This window comes from Pseudoalteromonas sp. J2K-J599 (assembly GCF_059295115.2).
Genome location: NZ_CM200271.1, coordinates 2,820,528 through 2,836,459, shown reverse-complemented (window position 1 = coordinate 2,836,459; position 15,932 = coordinate 2,820,528). Strand labels below are relative to the sequence as shown.

12 protein-coding genes are annotated in these 15,932 nt (G+C 37.9%); 10 read left to right on the top strand and 2 right to left on the bottom strand.

Annotated features, from left to right (window positions below; all coding sequences use genetic code 11):
- Nucleotides 1-422: 422 nt before the first annotated feature.
- From AC5NT5_RS12845 to AC5NT5_RS12825, 5 genes are all read left to right on the top strand, one after another.
- A complete protein-coding gene (locus tag AC5NT5_RS12845) occupies nucleotides 423-2,090 on the top strand; it encodes a methyl-accepting chemotaxis protein (RefSeq protein ID WP_494513995.1) in 1,668 nt (555 codons plus the stop codon).
- Nucleotides 2,091-2,196: 106 nt separating this feature from the next.
- Nucleotides 2,197-2,712, top strand: coding sequence for a MarR family winged helix-turn-helix transcriptional regulator (locus tag AC5NT5_RS12840; protein WP_231388420.1), 516 nt, complete (start codon nucleotides 2,197-2,199; stop codon nucleotides 2,710-2,712).
- Nucleotides 2,713-2,845: 133 nt separating this feature from the next.
- The gene (locus AC5NT5_RS12835; RefSeq protein WP_182725098.1) at nucleotides 2,846-3,595 is read left to right on the top strand and encodes an RIO1 family regulatory kinase/ATPase domain-containing protein; all 750 of its coding nucleotides are present in this window, start codon (nucleotides 2,846-2,848) and stop codon (nucleotides 3,593-3,595) included.
- Between the two features lie 315 nt (nucleotides 3,596-3,910).
- Nucleotides 3,911-5,263 (top strand): magnesium transporter, encoded by a 1,353-nt coding sequence (locus tag AC5NT5_RS12830; protein ID WP_007584828.1) that lies wholly within the window; start codon nucleotides 3,911-3,913, stop codon nucleotides 5,261-5,263.
- A gap of 55 nt (nucleotides 5,264-5,318) precedes the next feature.
- Nucleotides 5,319-6,380, top strand: a complete 1,062-nt coding sequence (locus AC5NT5_RS12825) for a DUF21 domain-containing protein (protein ID WP_494513996.1) — start codon at nucleotides 5,319-5,321, stop codon at nucleotides 6,378-6,380.
- 32 nt (nucleotides 6,381-6,412) lie between these two features.
- Here AC5NT5_RS12825 and AC5NT5_RS12820 read toward each other — a convergent pair whose 3' ends face one another.
- Complete coding sequence (locus AC5NT5_RS12820) at nucleotides 6,413-7,018, bottom strand: TIGR04211 family SH3 domain-containing protein (protein WP_002958928.1); 606 nt, start codon at nucleotides 7,016-7,018, stop codon at nucleotides 6,413-6,415.
- A 307-nt stretch (nucleotides 7,019-7,325) separates the two neighbouring features.
- Between AC5NT5_RS12820 and AC5NT5_RS12815 the strand changes: the two genes are divergently transcribed.
- The 4 genes from AC5NT5_RS12815 (at nucleotide 7,326) to AC5NT5_RS12800 (ending at nucleotide 12,630) form a co-directional block, all read left to right on the top strand.
- Nucleotides 7,326-8,849, top strand: coding sequence for a CYTH and CHAD domain-containing protein (locus tag AC5NT5_RS12815; RefSeq protein WP_024596277.1), 1,524 nt, complete (start codon nucleotides 7,326-7,328; stop codon nucleotides 8,847-8,849).
- Nucleotides 8,850-9,515, top strand: coding sequence for an START domain-containing protein (locus AC5NT5_RS12810; protein ID WP_182725096.1), 666 nt, complete (start codon nucleotides 8,850-8,852; stop codon nucleotides 9,513-9,515). It abuts the gene before it with no gap.
- An 87-nt stretch (nucleotides 9,516-9,602) separates the two neighbouring features.
- Nucleotides 9,603-10,412, top strand: a complete 810-nt coding sequence (locus AC5NT5_RS12805; RefSeq protein ID WP_182725095.1) for a phosphate/phosphite/phosphonate ABC transporter substrate-binding protein — start codon at nucleotides 9,603-9,605, stop codon at nucleotides 10,410-10,412.
- On the top strand, nucleotides 10,399-12,630 hold the full coding sequence (locus AC5NT5_RS12800; RefSeq protein ID WP_182725094.1) for an ATP-binding protein: 2,232 nt from the start codon (nucleotides 10,399-10,401) through the stop codon (nucleotides 12,628-12,630). Before AC5NT5_RS12805 ends, AC5NT5_RS12800 begins: the two co-directional genes overlap by 14 nt.
- A 39-nt stretch (nucleotides 12,631-12,669) precedes the next feature.
- Here the strand turns inward: AC5NT5_RS12800 and AC5NT5_RS12795 are convergent, their stop codons facing one another.
- Nucleotides 12,670-14,187 (bottom strand): S10 family peptidase, encoded by a 1,518-nt coding sequence (locus tag AC5NT5_RS12795; protein ID WP_182725093.1) that lies wholly within the window; start codon nucleotides 14,185-14,187, stop codon nucleotides 12,670-12,672.
- 363 nt (nucleotides 14,188-14,550) lie between these two features.
- Here AC5NT5_RS12795 and AC5NT5_RS12790 point away from each other — a divergent pair, with 363 nt between their 5' ends.
- Nucleotides 14,551-15,774, top strand: a complete 1,224-nt coding sequence (locus tag AC5NT5_RS12790) for a diguanylate cyclase domain-containing protein (RefSeq protein WP_002958922.1) — start codon at nucleotides 14,551-14,553, stop codon at nucleotides 15,772-15,774.
- The last annotated feature ends 158 nt before the right edge of the window (nucleotides 15,775-15,932 follow it).

Here is a 15,932-nt window from a genome sequence, read left to right as displayed (position 1 = left end):
ATAAAAAATTAATCTCTACATGTTAATTTAACCTTGAGGTCAATGTTTATACTCGCTTACAAATAATCTAACTCGCTGCAATTAAAACTAATTGACTTAAATAAAAGCAGTAAGGCTACGTGGATATTATTTATAGAGAGTGTTTTAAATAATGGATAAACGTTGGATGAATTATTTTTATTAAGACTAAGGTCTCTGCGTTATTGGTGTCTAAAATGCCGAGTTGGGATTATAATATGGCTAAGCTGACTTCTAACTAACTTGGTCCTACCTAATTTTACCTATGCTTTTCTTAATATAAGTTTAAAGCGATATAAATGAGCGAAGTTATTTTGGGCAAATAAGTAAATCTGCAAACTATATTCGTTTTGCTAGATTTTAGTTGTTGCTGCACACACACCTTTATTCACCTCGGAGAAAAAATGAGTAATTTAAGCTTGAAAAACAAATTGCTGTTACTAGCTATTTTACCGCTAATGCTACTTTTAATCAGCTTAATGCTGAGTTCTTATTATTTAGAGAATAAAAATCAGCAACAAAATTTTGAAGCATTTCAAACTAAGTTAATAAGTGACAAGCAAACGTTACTAAGTACCGAAATTGAAATTGCTAGCAAAATTGTTCGCTATCAATTAGCAAATGGTTCTGAGCAAGATGCTAAAAACGCTTTAAGAGACTTAACATTTGGCCAAGGTGGTTACTTTTTTATATACGACACCAATGGCATTAGTGTTTTTCATGCATTACTAGGTGATGCTATTGAAGGGCAAAACAAAATAGGGATGACTGACCCTAACGGTAAAAAAATAATAGTGGGCTTATTAGAGCAAGCTAGAAAAGGCGGTGGCGCTTTTAACTATCATTTTCAAAAACCAAATACCACAGGCTTAGTTGAAAAGATGGGCTATGCAGCAATGATACCAGGCACAAACTGGATGATTGGTACTGGCGCATATATGGATGATATAGACGCAGAGCTACTTAAATACCAAACAGCAATGCAAAAGCACATGAATGATAAGGTAATGACCTTATTATTAATTGCTTTATTTTGGGTTGTTTTAACAATTATATGTGCGTTAGTTGCCGCAAATACAATGGTAAAACCAATACAGCGCATGGCGCAAAGCCTTGACGATATTGCAAAAGGTGAGGGCGACTTAACCAAGCGTCTAGACATTGATACTAACGATAAAATAGGCCAACTTGGCGAAGCATTTAATATGTTTGTAAGTAAGCTACATGGCATTATTGCTAATGTGGTTGATGTAACACACGATGTAAAAACAGCTTCTGGTGACATAAATACACAAACACGATTAATTGAAGACAAGTTACTTAATCACAATCATGAAACAGATCTTGTTGCGACGGCTATTACCGAAATGTCGGCTACTTCTCATGAGGTGGCTCAAAATACAAACCAAGTGGCAGAGTCAACTCAAGCGGCAACGCAAGAAGTTGCTAAAGCTCAAGAGTGTGTTGATATTTCACTCAGTGAGGTGTCCAATCTAATGGGCGAGATAAACCTAGCCGCTGAACAGGTTGATTCACTCAGTGATCAATCTAAAAAGATTAATAGTGTACTAAGCGTAATTGGTGGAATTGCCGAGCAAACAAACTTACTTGCACTCAATGCTGCAATAGAAGCTGCGCGAGCAGGTGAGCAAGGCAGAGGGTTTGCAGTTGTAGCCGATGAAGTAAGAAGCCTAGCAAGTCGTACTCAAGTTAGCACACTAGAGATTAGTGAAATGTTGAGTGAGCTACATAATTTAGTATCAGATGCAGTTGCAGCAATGCAAGCAAGCCAAAGTAGTTGTAATCGCTCTGTTGAATCCTCTCGTGCTATTTCAGAAAGTTTAGGCGCTGTAACAAGCTCAGTTAGATCAATTAACGACATGAGCACACAAATTGCGACAGCGGCGCTGGAGCAAAGTAGCGTTACAGAAGAAATAAACCGTAATGTATTTGCTATTCAAGAAATAGTTAATGAGCTAACTATTTCAAGTAAAACCACCTCTTCAGTTGGTCAGCATTTAGCTGGGCGTGGTGAAAGCTTAGGACACTTAGTTGGCCAATTTAAAATTTAACAAAGCTTAAAGCCCTACACTAAAAGCCGCTAATAGCGGCTTTATTTTTGTGGGCGATTTTTTATAAAAATTATTGAATTTTTTGTATGCGTTAAGGTCTATCAGCATGCAAATATACTTATACAGTGGAATAACCATGCAAAACATGCCATCAATTAAACGTTGTACTCGAGAAGAGTTAGCGCCAGAGCAAGATTTGGGGCGTTTAGTCTCTTTTTTACGTTCGAGATTAGCCATTCATGTTGATGCCAAGTTACTTCCTATGGACTTAACTTCTGCGCAATATATTGTGGTTGTACTACTTGCGAGAGAGTCGGTTAATACGCTTGCAGGACTTTGCGAGTATATGGTTTATGATCGTGGCGCTATGAGCCGCTTACTAAACCGACTTGAAGAAAAAGGACTCATTATTAAAACGCAATGTGAGCTTGATAAGCGCTCAACTATTTTGTGTTTAAGTGAAAAAGGTAAAGCTCTTTGTCCTGAAATTATGCCTGTAGTGAACGAAGTCTATGCGCAAGCATTAAGTGGTTTTTCGGAGCCAGAAAAAAACCAAATAATCGACTTACTATTCAAAGCTATAAATAATCTTGATTCACTGCCAGACTCCCCCCAAAAGTAGATTATCAATAAAATAGCGATACTGTTTCAATAGAAAGTTAGCGTGCTAATTAGTTGATCTGATTGTGCGCAGAATCTAACTTTGATAATATAGTTGCCTAGGCAATTAAAGTTATCATCTTGTTAGGTTTGTTATGATTGAAAATAATTTGTTAGTACAATTACAACAGCAATTTCCAGAACATACTTTTATGCAACATCACTTAAGTGTTGTCCATAAGGGACGTTTTGCTAACGCGATTGTGTATCGATATAAAGATAATGAATTTGATTTAATCGTTAAAGATTTTAGCCAAAGCCCCTGGTTTATCCGCAAAACATTTGCACGAATGTCGGTAAATCAAGAGTATAAAGGGTTGAGCCGTTTAGCAGAGCTTGATGCAGTTGCTAACCGCTTTTGTAGATTGTCGCCGATAGCGGTTGCTTATAACTATATTGAAGGCACGCCACTGCGCGCTTTAATTCATGAAGACAAAACACTACCTGTTAACTTTTTTAGTGAGCTTGAGCGTCAAGTAGCAAAAATGCATCGCAAAGGCATCGTGCATTTAGACTTGCGTAATATGGGTAATATTTTATGCGGCGCAGACGGTAAACCTTACTTTATTGATTTTCAGTCCACTATTAGCTTTTCTCGTTTTCCACGTTGGTTGCAACGCTTTATGCGAGGATCTGACATGTCAGGCGTATATAAAGCATGGAATAAATTGGGTGAGCAGCCTCTGCCACAAAAAAAGCAAGACTATTTAGAGCGCTTTAATCACGTGCGTAAACGCTGGATTTTTAAAGGTTACCCAATACAGCGTGGCTATGCGTGGGGCGCTGCACTTATTACTCAATTTGTAGATTCTGACTTAGTACGAAATATTACTGATAGACTTTAATTTAAAGCATAAACCGTAATTTAAAAACACCTAATTCATTGTGTGATTTTGCCCATATTAGCCTAGCTAATATGGGATTTTTTTTTATTATAAGTAATCCCTTTAGTTTGCTTACTTGTTGTTTAATCCCTCAAAAATAATTCCTTTTACTGTTTTTTTAATTTTTTAAAATAAATATTAGTACTGCATTTAGTTTGCCCATACAATGCGCAAAAATAGCTTGCGCATGCTTAATAAGTTCACGTTTTTTCTGCAATTTTTTATTGTTCAAGTAGACTATAAATAATGTGCGCTTTTAAATTTTAAGGTTTTAAGATGATTGAGTATCCGGTAGACCAACTTCCACAGCTCATAAATGATTTATTGCAATGCGATACAACAGAACGCAAAAATAAATTATTAGCAGATGCGCAGTTAACGCTTTCAACAGAGCACCTGTCATTACTTTTTGAGGCGATACCAAAAGAACAACGACTTGAAATTTGGCAGTTGCTTGATGAAGACACGCAACACGAAATTTTTGTTAATTTAAGTGAAGATAGTTGTTTGTGGTTGCTACAAACGCTAGAAGACACTGAGGCTTTTAAACTTCTTGATGAAGTTAATGTAGAAGAGCTACTGGAACTTGAAGAAGTTATACCAGAGCGATTTGTTGAGTATGCAAAAAAGCAACTCGATGAAGCGCAAACCAAACAATATGATTTAGCGCAGCAATACCCGCCAGAGCAATTAGGTCACTGGTTAGGTTTTGACTTTTTAAAAGTATCGGAGAAGCTAACAGCCGGTGGTGCTAAAAAATTGCTACACAAAGGTTTACCGCAATACAGTGAAGTTATTTATTTAGTAAGCCGCAAGGGTAGTTTAATAGGTGAGGTTGCGGTAAATGATTTAATAAAAGCCAGCGACACCGATAATTTAATGACATTGGCAAATCATGACTTTTCATCGCTCCATGCTGATGATGATTTATATGAAGCGGCAGAAGTGGTGATCCACAGTGAAAAAATGGCACTGCCAGTGGTTAATGCTGATAACAAATTACTTGGGCGATTAACCATTGCCTCTGCTTATGAATTACGACAAGAAATTGCTGATGAAGCAGCCGCTAAAGCCGGTGGTTTACGTGAAGACGAAGACCTGTTCGCAAGTGTGCGAAAAAGTGCTAAAAACCGTGGTATATGGTTAGGTATTAATTTAGCAACTGCCTTTTTAGCGTCGTGGTTTATCGGTTTATTTGGCGCAACGATAGAACAAGTTGTAGCATTAGCTGTATTGATGCCAGTGGTCGCTTCTATGGGGGGAATTGCAGGTAGTCAAACATTAACCGTTATTGTGCGAGGTTTAGCGCTTGGACAGGTTACAGATTCAAACCGTAATGCGTTGCTTAAAAAAGAGCTGCGTGTTGGCGCTGTAAATGGCTTGGTATGGGCGTTTGTAATCGGCCTACTTACCTTTTTATGGTTTAACGACTTAATGCTTAGTATTACGATTACGGTAGCCATATTATTGAATTTAGTGGCCGCGTCACTAGCAGGTGTTGTTATTCCGTCTATTTTAGACAAAATGAAAATTGATCCTGCGTTATCTGGTTCGGTAATTTTAACTACCGTTACCGATATTGTTGGGTTTGTTACCTTTTTAGGTTTAGGCAGTTTATTGCTTTTATAAGCCTTATACCAATTCGCTTAATTAAGTGAAATGGTATTACTAACAGGAAAATACAATGACCTTTGAAGTCATGATTTGGTGTGCAATTGCTTTGTGTATTTCACAATCGGCAATATTTTCGGGCTTAAACTTAGCGTTTTTTTCACTAAGTAGGCTTCAGCTTGAAATGGAAAGTGCAAAAGGGAACGAGGCGGCCATAAAAGTAATGGCCCTTCGAAACGACTCTAACTTTTTATTGTCGACTATTTTGTGGGGCAACGTAGGTATTAACGTACTACTTACACTACTTTCTGATTCGGTATTAATGGGCGCAAGTTCGTTTTTATTCTCAACTATCGCAATTACTATTATTGGTGAAATAACACCGCAGGCCTATTTTTCGCGTAATGCGTTAAAAATGGCGAGCCAACTTTCGCCGTTAATTAAGTTTTATCAGATTCTGTTTTATATAGTTGCTAAGCCAACTGCTTTAATTCTCGATGCATGGTTAGGTAAAGAGGGGATTACGTACTTTGCTGAAAGTGAGCTCAGGGGTATTATTCGCAAACACATAGAGGCTGAAGAAGCTGATGTTCAACACGTTGAGGGAATAGGCGCGCTTAACTTTTTTAGCTTAGATGAAATAAGCGTAACCAAAGAGGGTGAGGTAATTGATCCAGACTCGATTATTGCTTTGCCTACTAAGCTTGATTTGCCTATTTTCCCAGACCTTACATTAACAACTGATAATGAGTTTTTACGCAAACTACATAAGTCAGGTTATAACTGGGTGATCATTACCAATGAAGACGGTTGGCCTTTATTAGTGGTAGATGCTGACGGCTTTTTAAGATCAGCGTTATTTGAGCCAGATACGTTTGACCCTTATCACTATTGTCACAGACCTATAATTGTTGCTGATGAAGCGATGCGTTTAAGTGAAGTGATTTTAAAAATACGGGCTAATCATTCTTTAGATAAATCGTTTGATGGGGCCATTGATCACGATGTGGTATTAGTGTGGAGCGATGTGAAACGCATTATTACCGGCGCTGATATATTTGGTCGGTTGCTCAAAGGTATGAGTGCACCAAAACTCGAACTGCATGAAAATACAGAGAATAAAAAGCCGCTGTAAAGCGGCTTTTTTGTATTTAGTTGGATGGAGCTTTACGCCCAACCTTCGTAGCGCTTACGACGTGACAGCACTATCGTTAATATAATACCTAAAAACAGGCCTAAAAACGCAATAGCACCACCGTAAGTAAGTAGCTGGCGTTTCTCTTTTGAGCTAGCAGCTTCTTTTTGAGTGCGCTCTTGCTCTAGCGTTGTTTTAAGCTTAGTAATTTGAGCAGATAACTGCAGATTTTGATCTGTTAAAGTTTGGTTTTGTTCTTGTAGCTGTGGAAGTTCTATTTGAGCTTGACGTAGCTTTTCTTGCATAGTGCTCATTTCGCTACTTAGTGTTTTGTACTGTTGGTGTAAGCCCGCTGTTTTAGTAATAAACTTAGTTTCTATCCAGCCTTCGCGGTCTTTATCATCTTTAATTTTTATAAAGCCGTTTTCTTCATTTGATAACAAGGTTAACTTTGTTCCAGCATCTACAGAGCCGAGTAGTCGATAATTTTTACTCGCCCCAGAGCGCATAAAAGTGTATAGATTATCGATAATATAAGCGGTGTTTGCATTCGTTGAATTTGCAGGTTGTGCTTCTTGTGCATAACTCATGAATGTGGTGGCTGTTAAAAGTAGCCCTAATAAACAATGTTTTAGCATTTATCTACCTTGTTGATCTAACTGCGTCCGTTATGAACGTGATTTTTATTTCACATAAGTAGTTAGATAGTATGGATTAAATAGATCAATAGCAAGACTGATATTGTAACCCAGTACGGTAACGCAGGAGTAGTTATCGAGTCCACTAGGTTACAAGCCTCACGCTGTGATTAAATTGCTCCTAGATAGAACGAATTTTAATCCGCAAAGGTCATCAAGCCCTAAAATAAGGTTAAAAAATTTGCATTGTTAAGGCGCTTTGTTTATTTTGAGCACTTATTTATTTTAAAGGTAATCCGCAAACCGAATGGATACTGAGATAGAACTGAAATTTTTGGTATCAGATGCCGTTATTCCACTGATCCCCTCGTTAATTACTCAATTTGCAAAAACGGTGAAGAATAAACCGTCTCGCAGCTTACAAAATGCATACTACGATACGCCAAGCAGAGAGCTTAGAGCGCTTGATATAGGCTTTCGAACGCGTTGTTCTGACAGCGAATGCGAGCAAACTATAAAGCTTGCAGGTGAAGTGGTAGGTGGTTTACACCAACGTCCAGAGTACAATTTACCAATTGAATCAAGCCGCCCTAATTTAATGGCGTTTGATGCTGATATTTGGCCTCATGGCATGCAAATAAGCGCCATCTCAAAAAACTTGTATCCAATATTTAGTACTAACTTCATTCGTCGTACTTGGTTAATTGAAACCGAAAGTGGCGCTAAAATTGAAGTCGTACTCGATAAAGGTGAAATTGCGGCTTCGGGTAAAATTGAAATTATTAGCGAGCTAGAAATTGAGCTAGTTGAGGGCAGTCGTAATGAGCTGTTTGCATTTGCAGATATATTAGTTAGCCAAAACTGCATACGCTTAGGTTTGTATTCTAAGGCCGCGCGTGGTTATCGGCTTGCTGATGAAAAACCTTTAATGCCAAGCAAATCTATTGGTTTTGTACAATTACCAAAGTCGACTACTCAAGAGCGTGCTTTAGTTGAAGCCATGAACTTTGGCATTCGCTTTGTACAAAAGCACGAGCAATGCTATTTCGATAAGCCAAGTTTAAAAACACTTAAACGCGTAACTGACGGCATCAGTTTAATCCGCCATACTTTTTGGCTATACGACGATATAGTATCTAAAGAAAGTACAGAGCACTTACGTACCGAACTTAAATGGTTATTAAGTGAATTAGCGTGGGTAGAAAACGCGATTCAATTAAAAACGTACACGTCTAAACGCCATGCTTTTTATAAAAAAATTAATGCGGCGCCAGCACTTGCTCAAGTCATTGGAGACTTAAAAGAGTTACAGCCAAGCATTGACGATATAAATGCACTGTTTCACAGCGCACGTTATAATCGTTTATTACTATCGTTAACTACCTGGTTAATCGATAAGCAATGGCGTAAAGACTGGGGGCAAGCAGAGCTTCAAGCGGCTGAGCAAAATGTGTCGTCTATTGCCAATAGGCTTTTCAATAAAGACTGGAAAAACCTGCACGAGTTGCTTCCAAAGGAGCAAACACTCGATGTCGCTTCGTATTTAAACCTACGAACTCAGCTTGAAAATAGCCTACTGAGCGGTAACTGTTTAGGATCGTTATTTGATAAAGAAGAACGCCTAGAGTTTAGATTGCCTTGGCTTGATATTTCTCATGGTATTTATGAATTAAGTACGCTTGAGTATTTAAAGCAATTATGTGCAGGGCAAGAGGACGAACAGCTTGCTAAAATCCAGTCATGGCTTGAACAAAAGTCTGAATATTTGGTCAGTGCCATGGAGCAAAGTCGCCTTGCTTCACTTGACATAGAACCTTACTGGCAAAAATAAATGATGCGCTTTTGTAATAAAATTCAGTTGCAAAAGTGTTTATTCGTTATTTTTTTATTAGTTAGTTTTAACACTTATGCTGAGCCTATATGGCATTTGTATAAAAACAAAAATGGCGTAAGTGTGTATTATCAAAGCCACAGTGATAATACCTTTGAAGTAAAAGCGCAGATGAGCGTGAAAGGCGTATCCACCAATGAGTTTTTAGAATTACTTAGTGATACCGATGCCGCACCCCAATGGCTCGAAAATATATCTCAGGTAAAGGTTATTAAGCACATAAGCCCATCAGAAAATTTAGTGTACAGTTATTTTAATTCTCCTTGGCCTGTTAGAGATAGAGATAGCATTACTTATTCTTGTTATTCACAGTTGACTGCAAATAAAAGCCAATTGCTTATTAAGGCTCGCCCTAATAAGCAGCCCAAAAACAATGGCGTTATAAGAATTACTACTTTAAATGCACGCTGGCTGCTGAGTGAGGACAAAGGCCGCCTTGATATTGAGTACCAAGTATATGCTTTGCCTGATGGGGCAATACCTACTTGGCTAAGCAATAAGGTCGGATTGAAAAGTACTTACATCACATTTATGAACTTGCATCATATGCTCACAGATAAAAAATACACTCCAAAACCACCTGTAATCAAAGCAGGTCAATGCTAAATATCGAATATATAATAATTTAATGGTGTGTTGAGTAGTCTTTAACTACGCTTAAGCAATAATGACACGCTATTATTTGGAGAATTGATGAAGTATTTAGTGGCTATATTATGTTTGATACACAGCTCATTCTTATTAGCTCAAGAATATACCTTTGGTGTAGTGCCGCAATACGAGCCGCAAAAGCTAAATACTATTTGGCAACCTTTGTTAAAACAAGTAAGTAAGCAAACAGGGGTAACAATAAAGCTAATTACAGTTGAGTCTATTCCTGTATTTGAAAAAGCCTTTGCTAATGGCGAGTACGACTTTGCATACATGAACCCATGGCATAGTGTTATAGCATACGAAAAACAGGGGTATTTACCACTAATAAAAGATGCAGGGCGAAAGCTGCAAGGTATTTTGCTCGTAAACAAAGACAGTGATATTGATAATTTAAGCCAACTAGAGGGCGCTGAAATAGCATTCCCTGCACCTAACGCATTAGGTGCGTCATTATTAATGAGAGCTGATTTAGCATTGTTATACGGGCTAACAATAAAGCCTGTATATGTCCAAACTCATCCATCGGTATATTTAAATGTAGCACTGCACTCAACAATGGCGGGCGGTGGTGTAATGGGCACATTTAAACAACAACCAGAAAGCTTACAAAACAAACTCAAAATTCTTTATAAAACGCGTGAAATTAGTCGCCACCCAATTGTCGCCCACCCAAGGGTTGATGCTGCAATACAGTTAAAAGTGCAACAAGCTATTTTAGATATAGGGCAAAGCGCAGAGCATAAACATTTACTTGCAGGTATCCCAATTATTAAACCTAGTATTGCAACTTTAGCAGAGTATCAGCAGTTAACTCAGTGGGGCTTGCGCTCATTTTATGTTGAAAATTAGAGGGTTTCGTAGTTTAAGGGCGCAAAGCTTTATTGTTGTATTGCTTTGTGGCTTGCTTATGGCATGTCTTTTTATGTTTTACGCATTACCTGAACAAGCGCGTTGGGTAAACGATGGCCTTTCAAAGGCTGCTCAGCGTTCTTTAGCGCAGTTATCGACTTCTATAACGACTCCGTTGTTAACTAGGCAATATGCAGAGCTATATGAAGAGATAGACAGTCAACTTCAAACTCGCCCTAATTGGAAAAGTATTAAAATTGTTGATGTTGATTCAAAAAACCAATTGTATCCGCTTGATAATTGGGTTAGAGCAAATGAAAACGGCGACATGCTGTTATCTCAACAGGTGATATTTTTAGACAAACCGCTGGCTAATATTAGCTTGGTTGTTAATTTTACTAATGAAATTAACGAATCTTCAAAACTTCATTACACCTTAATATATATACAATTTATTATTTTAGTTATCGTTTTTATAGGTTTGGCTTGGCTGGTGGATTACAGGGTTACATCGCCGTTGAGGACGCTAAAACTTGGGTTTTCACGTTTAGCCAAAGGCGACTTTGATTGCCATATAGATAAACAACAACAAAATGAAGTGGGCAGTGTAATAAATGCATTTAATAATATGGTTGATGAGGTTGCGAATAACCATCAAAAATTAAATGCATTACGAATTCAAGCTGAGTCTGCAAGTAAAGCAAAGTCAGATTTTATGGCCAGTATGAGCCACGAATTAAGAACTCCATTAAATGCAATTTTAGGCTTAGCCCAGCTGTATGGATATGATGAGAGTGCAAATAAAGTACAAAAAGAAAACGCGAAAAGCATTTATCAAGCTGGAGAACATTTACTATTACTCATAGACGATGTGCTTGATTTAACAGCTATTGAGTCGGGTAATATGCAGTTTAGTTTTTCTTATGTGCCTATTAAAAGCATATTAGAAGAGTCAGTAGAGCTTGTCACTGAGCTTATTAAAGGGCAATCAATAACACTGCAAACTCACGGTTTTGAGTCCTTAGAAGGGTTGAGTATTTATATTGATCAGCGCCGCTTTAAACAAGTGATGCTTAACTTGCTTTCAAATGCGATTAAATACAACAAACCAAATGGCAGTATTAATATTAATTGTCGGGTGTTAAGTAATAAACAATGCGAAATAGATGTAATAGATACCGGATGTGGATTTTCTCCAGATGACATTTCTCGCCTATTTAAACCTTTTGACCGCTTAGGCGCTGAAACCAGTAAAGTAAATGGAACCGGTATTGGTTTAGTGATAACTAAGCAGCTGGTAGAGCGTATGCAAGGGTCTTTGAGCGCACAAAGCGAGCAGCACAAAGGTTCTTGTTTTACGCTAAACTTTAACAGTTTTGATCAAACTGACTTGCCAGCACAAGTGCAAGCCCCTCAAATAACACAGCAAAGCTTAAATGCGGTAACGCTTCCTACGCTTGAGGTTTTAGTGGCAGAAGATCAAGTTACAAATCAGCAAGTGTTAAAACAGCAATTAACTATGCTTGGAGTGTGCTCTACTTTTGTAAGTAACGGTGAGCAAGCTTGGGAGGCCATACAAAATAAACGCTTTGATATTTTACTAACCGACATTCAAATGCCCTTACTCGATGGGTTAGGGTTAGCCAAAAAAATACGCGAAAACACTCATTTTGATGAACTGATTATAATTGCAATTACGGCCAACATTACCAAAAACAACATAGATAATTGTTATACTTGTGGAATGAATGGCTTTTTAACAAAGCCTATTGAGCTTGTTAAATTAAAGTCGTTATTGATGGAGCATTCTCAAACTATGGTCAATACACGTTCAGAAAAATCAGATGGTGAAAATATAGCTTCAGATAGTTTTGATCAATTAGATATTACGCTACTAAAAGCAATGCTTGGTGATGATCCTAGCGTACATTGCATGGTATTTAATGCGTTTTTACAAACAGCAGGGGAGCAAATTAAATTAGCTAACGCGTATGCTAAAAGTAAAAACTATGTTGATTTAGCTTTTCAGGCTCATGCATTAAAGTCGTCTTCAAAGTCTGTGGGGGCTATTGAGTTGGCAAATATATGCCAACAGATAGAAACACAGGCAGAGAGTGAAATAGTTAAAGGTGATTATATACAGCAGCTGGAAGAGCGCTTTAACGCTGTAGTCACACAACTTAAAAGCTATTGTTTACGATATGAAAAACGCACATAAAAAATGGCTCTTAAAGAGCCATTTTTTGTTTTAGGTATATTAGTATTTAGCCGCTTGCCCTTTTTTGGGTAAAGCGTGCTGTATAAAGTCACGTAAATCGTTATTAGAGCTTTCTAAATCAGCGTGACGAAGGTACATCATGTGTCCGCTTCTGTAGCCTTTAAAGCTCAAACGGTCTTTCATTTTACCGCTTGGGTCTAATTGCCATAACGTATATTTAGCGTCAAAGTAATTGGTTGCGCCATCAAAGTATCCTGATTGGATCATCACGTTTAAGTAAGGGTTTTGTGCCATTGCTAAACGTAGGTTTTCGCCTGTATTATTACCGGTTCTATCCCATGGGTGAACATTACCAAATAAATTATATTTTACATCCGTTTTATAGTTTAGCTCTTCACGCAAGTAGTGATTAATTGCAGGAGTGAAAGAGTGTAACCAAGAGGTAAGTTCAGCCCAGTAGTCTGGGGATTCACCCGCGTCTCTTTTATCCATTCCTAAATAACGAGAATCTAAGCGACCCACAGTTTGACCACGTTCACGTAGTAGCTCTTTCCAGAAAAACTGAGTTGGAATATCTAAGTTATTTTGCTCAACAAACTTTTCTGATAAGCCTGCGTAGTGCGCCATTTTTGTAATTATGCGTCGCTTCTCATCAGCATTAATAAAGCCACCTTTAGCAAGCGCAGGGATTAACTCATTTACAGTAAACTCTTCAACTTCAGGTAATAACTCATCAAGATCTTTAGCTTGTAAATCGGCGTTAAGTGCTTTGTGATACCAAGCAGTCGCTGCAAAGTAAGGTAGGCGGTTAGCTGCTTTAATCGGACCATCGCGCTTAATACCAATGTCAGTAGGTGATACGAGAACAACACCGTTTATGTACATCCACTGACTGTTTTGAAGCTCATGAGCGAGTCCAGATACACGTGTTGTACCGTAGCTTTCACCAATTAAAAATTTAGGCGAGCGCCAGCGCTGTGCTCTATTTACAAAAGTATTTAACCACTCAGCAAGGTATTTAATATCGGCATTAACACCAAAAAATAACTCTTTTTGTTTTGCTTTGGAAGGCAGTTCGCCTTTTTCGTTTTCAAGTACGCGAGAATAGCCAGTATTTACCGGGTTTACGTAAACAATATCGGCAATGTCAAGTACAGAATATGGGTTGTCTTTTACGCCATAAGGTTGAATTGGATAGCCTTCGTCATCAATTTTTAATACGCGAGGGCCAGTATAAGCAAGATGCATCCATACAGAAGCCGAACCCGGCCCGCCATTAAATGAAATAAGTAATGGGCGAGCTGTCCTGTCGTCAACTTTGTCACGTGTGTAGTAGGTGTATTGTAGTGTAGCAACCGCGTCGCCTTTATCATCCCATACAGGTTGTGTGCCTGTAGCTACGGTATAACTAAAACGCTGGCCATTAATTTTAGCCTTATGTTGGGTAACTACTTTGCTGTCTACATCAATACGACGTTGGTTATCGGCAAGCGTGCTTGTACTAATTATTAATGCAATAACGGTTATCGGTAAACTGATAATACGACTAAGCTTCATTAGGTGTCCTTATTATTGTTGATACATCATTAAAGATAAAAATGAGTTAAATAACAAAAGTATTGAGACTAGTGGCCGATAATACTGGTTAAGTAAGGTATTAATACATTGAAAGGCGCGTATTAATCGCTTTTATAGTTATTTTGGATTTACTTTCTTTATTTAGTTAATTGCAAAATTCAGGTATATTGCGGCCTACTTGTATTGATTTTTTATACAGGCTATCACCAAAAAATCTAACGGATTACGCTTTCAAGCACATAAGTGCACTCTACACCGGATGTTTATGACTAATGCTATTGCAGTAATTGCGTGGTATTTGTCGTTTTGTGGTAAAACTAATTAAAGGTAAAGAGAAGCTTTATGCAAAGAGTATTAGTGGTTGAAGACAGTAAAGTAGTGCAGCAGGTACTTCGCCACTTAACTGCACAATACCTTGATGTGGCAATCGATTTTGCTTGGTCTTTAGCTGAATGTGCCACTTACGTAGAAAAATACGACTACACGCTTGCGTTAGTTGATTTAACCTTGCCAGATGCTCCTCACGGTGAAGTCGCAAAATATACTTTATCTAAAAAGATTCCTACGGTTGTTTTAACCTCAAAAATAGATGAGTACAAGCGCCAACAAATGCTTGAATTAGGTGTCGTTGATTATGTTATTAAAGATAATCGCGACTCTTACCATTACGCCGTTAAACTCGTTGCGCAATTGCTAAGAAACCAAGGTTGTAAAGCATTAGTAGCAGATGATTCATTACTGAGCCGCTCGTTAATGAAGCAAATGCTTGAAAAGCAATTGTTTGATGTGACAGATGCCCACGATGGACAACAAGCACTCGAAATATTAAAAGCTAATCCTGATATAAAGCTACTTATGACCGACTACGCTATGCCTTCTATGGATGGCTTTGAACTTGTTAAAGCGGTACGTAACTTTAGAGGCCGAGACGACTTAGCAATTATTGGCTTGTCGGGCGCGGGGAAACATGGCCTATCAGCGCGATTTATCAAATATGGCGCCAATGACTTTTTAACAAAGCCATTTATGAATGAGGAGTTTCATTGTCGAGTACTTCAAACAATGGAGCAACTATCGTTAATTTCAGATATTAAAGAAAGCGCGCATAGGGATCATTTAACAGGGCTTCATAATCGACGCTATTTTTATCAATATGCAGAAAAGCTCCTTAAAAGTAAAAACCAGAAAAATACTCTCGCATTGTTAGATATCGATTTTTTCAAAAATATTAACGATACATTAGGCCATGAGGGTGGCGATCAGGCTTTAAAGCAGGTTGGTTCATTAATCCGTACTACGTTTTCAAAGTTTACAGTTGCACGGGTTGGTGGAGAAGAGTTTGCCATAATATTACCTGAGATAGAGCTTGAACGTGGTCGTGAATACTTTGAAGCATTTAGAAAAAAGCTGGCTAGTTACGATTTTTCTATCAGCGATAAATCAATTAAAATTACTACAAGTATAGGCTTGGCAGACTTTCAAGACACTAGCTTGACGCAGGCAATGCGTGTTGCTGACAAAGCATTATACGAAGCTAAAAACCAAGGAAGAAACTGCGTGGTATAGCTCTGTTATATAAAGCTAAGCATGCAATTAATATATTGCACGCACCAATGTAGATAACTTGTTAAATTAACGCACCTAATTGGTGCGTTTTTTTTGTTATTTAGTTTCTGTTTTTCACTAACTTATTGTTTTAAAGTATATAAAAATAGTGGCACAAA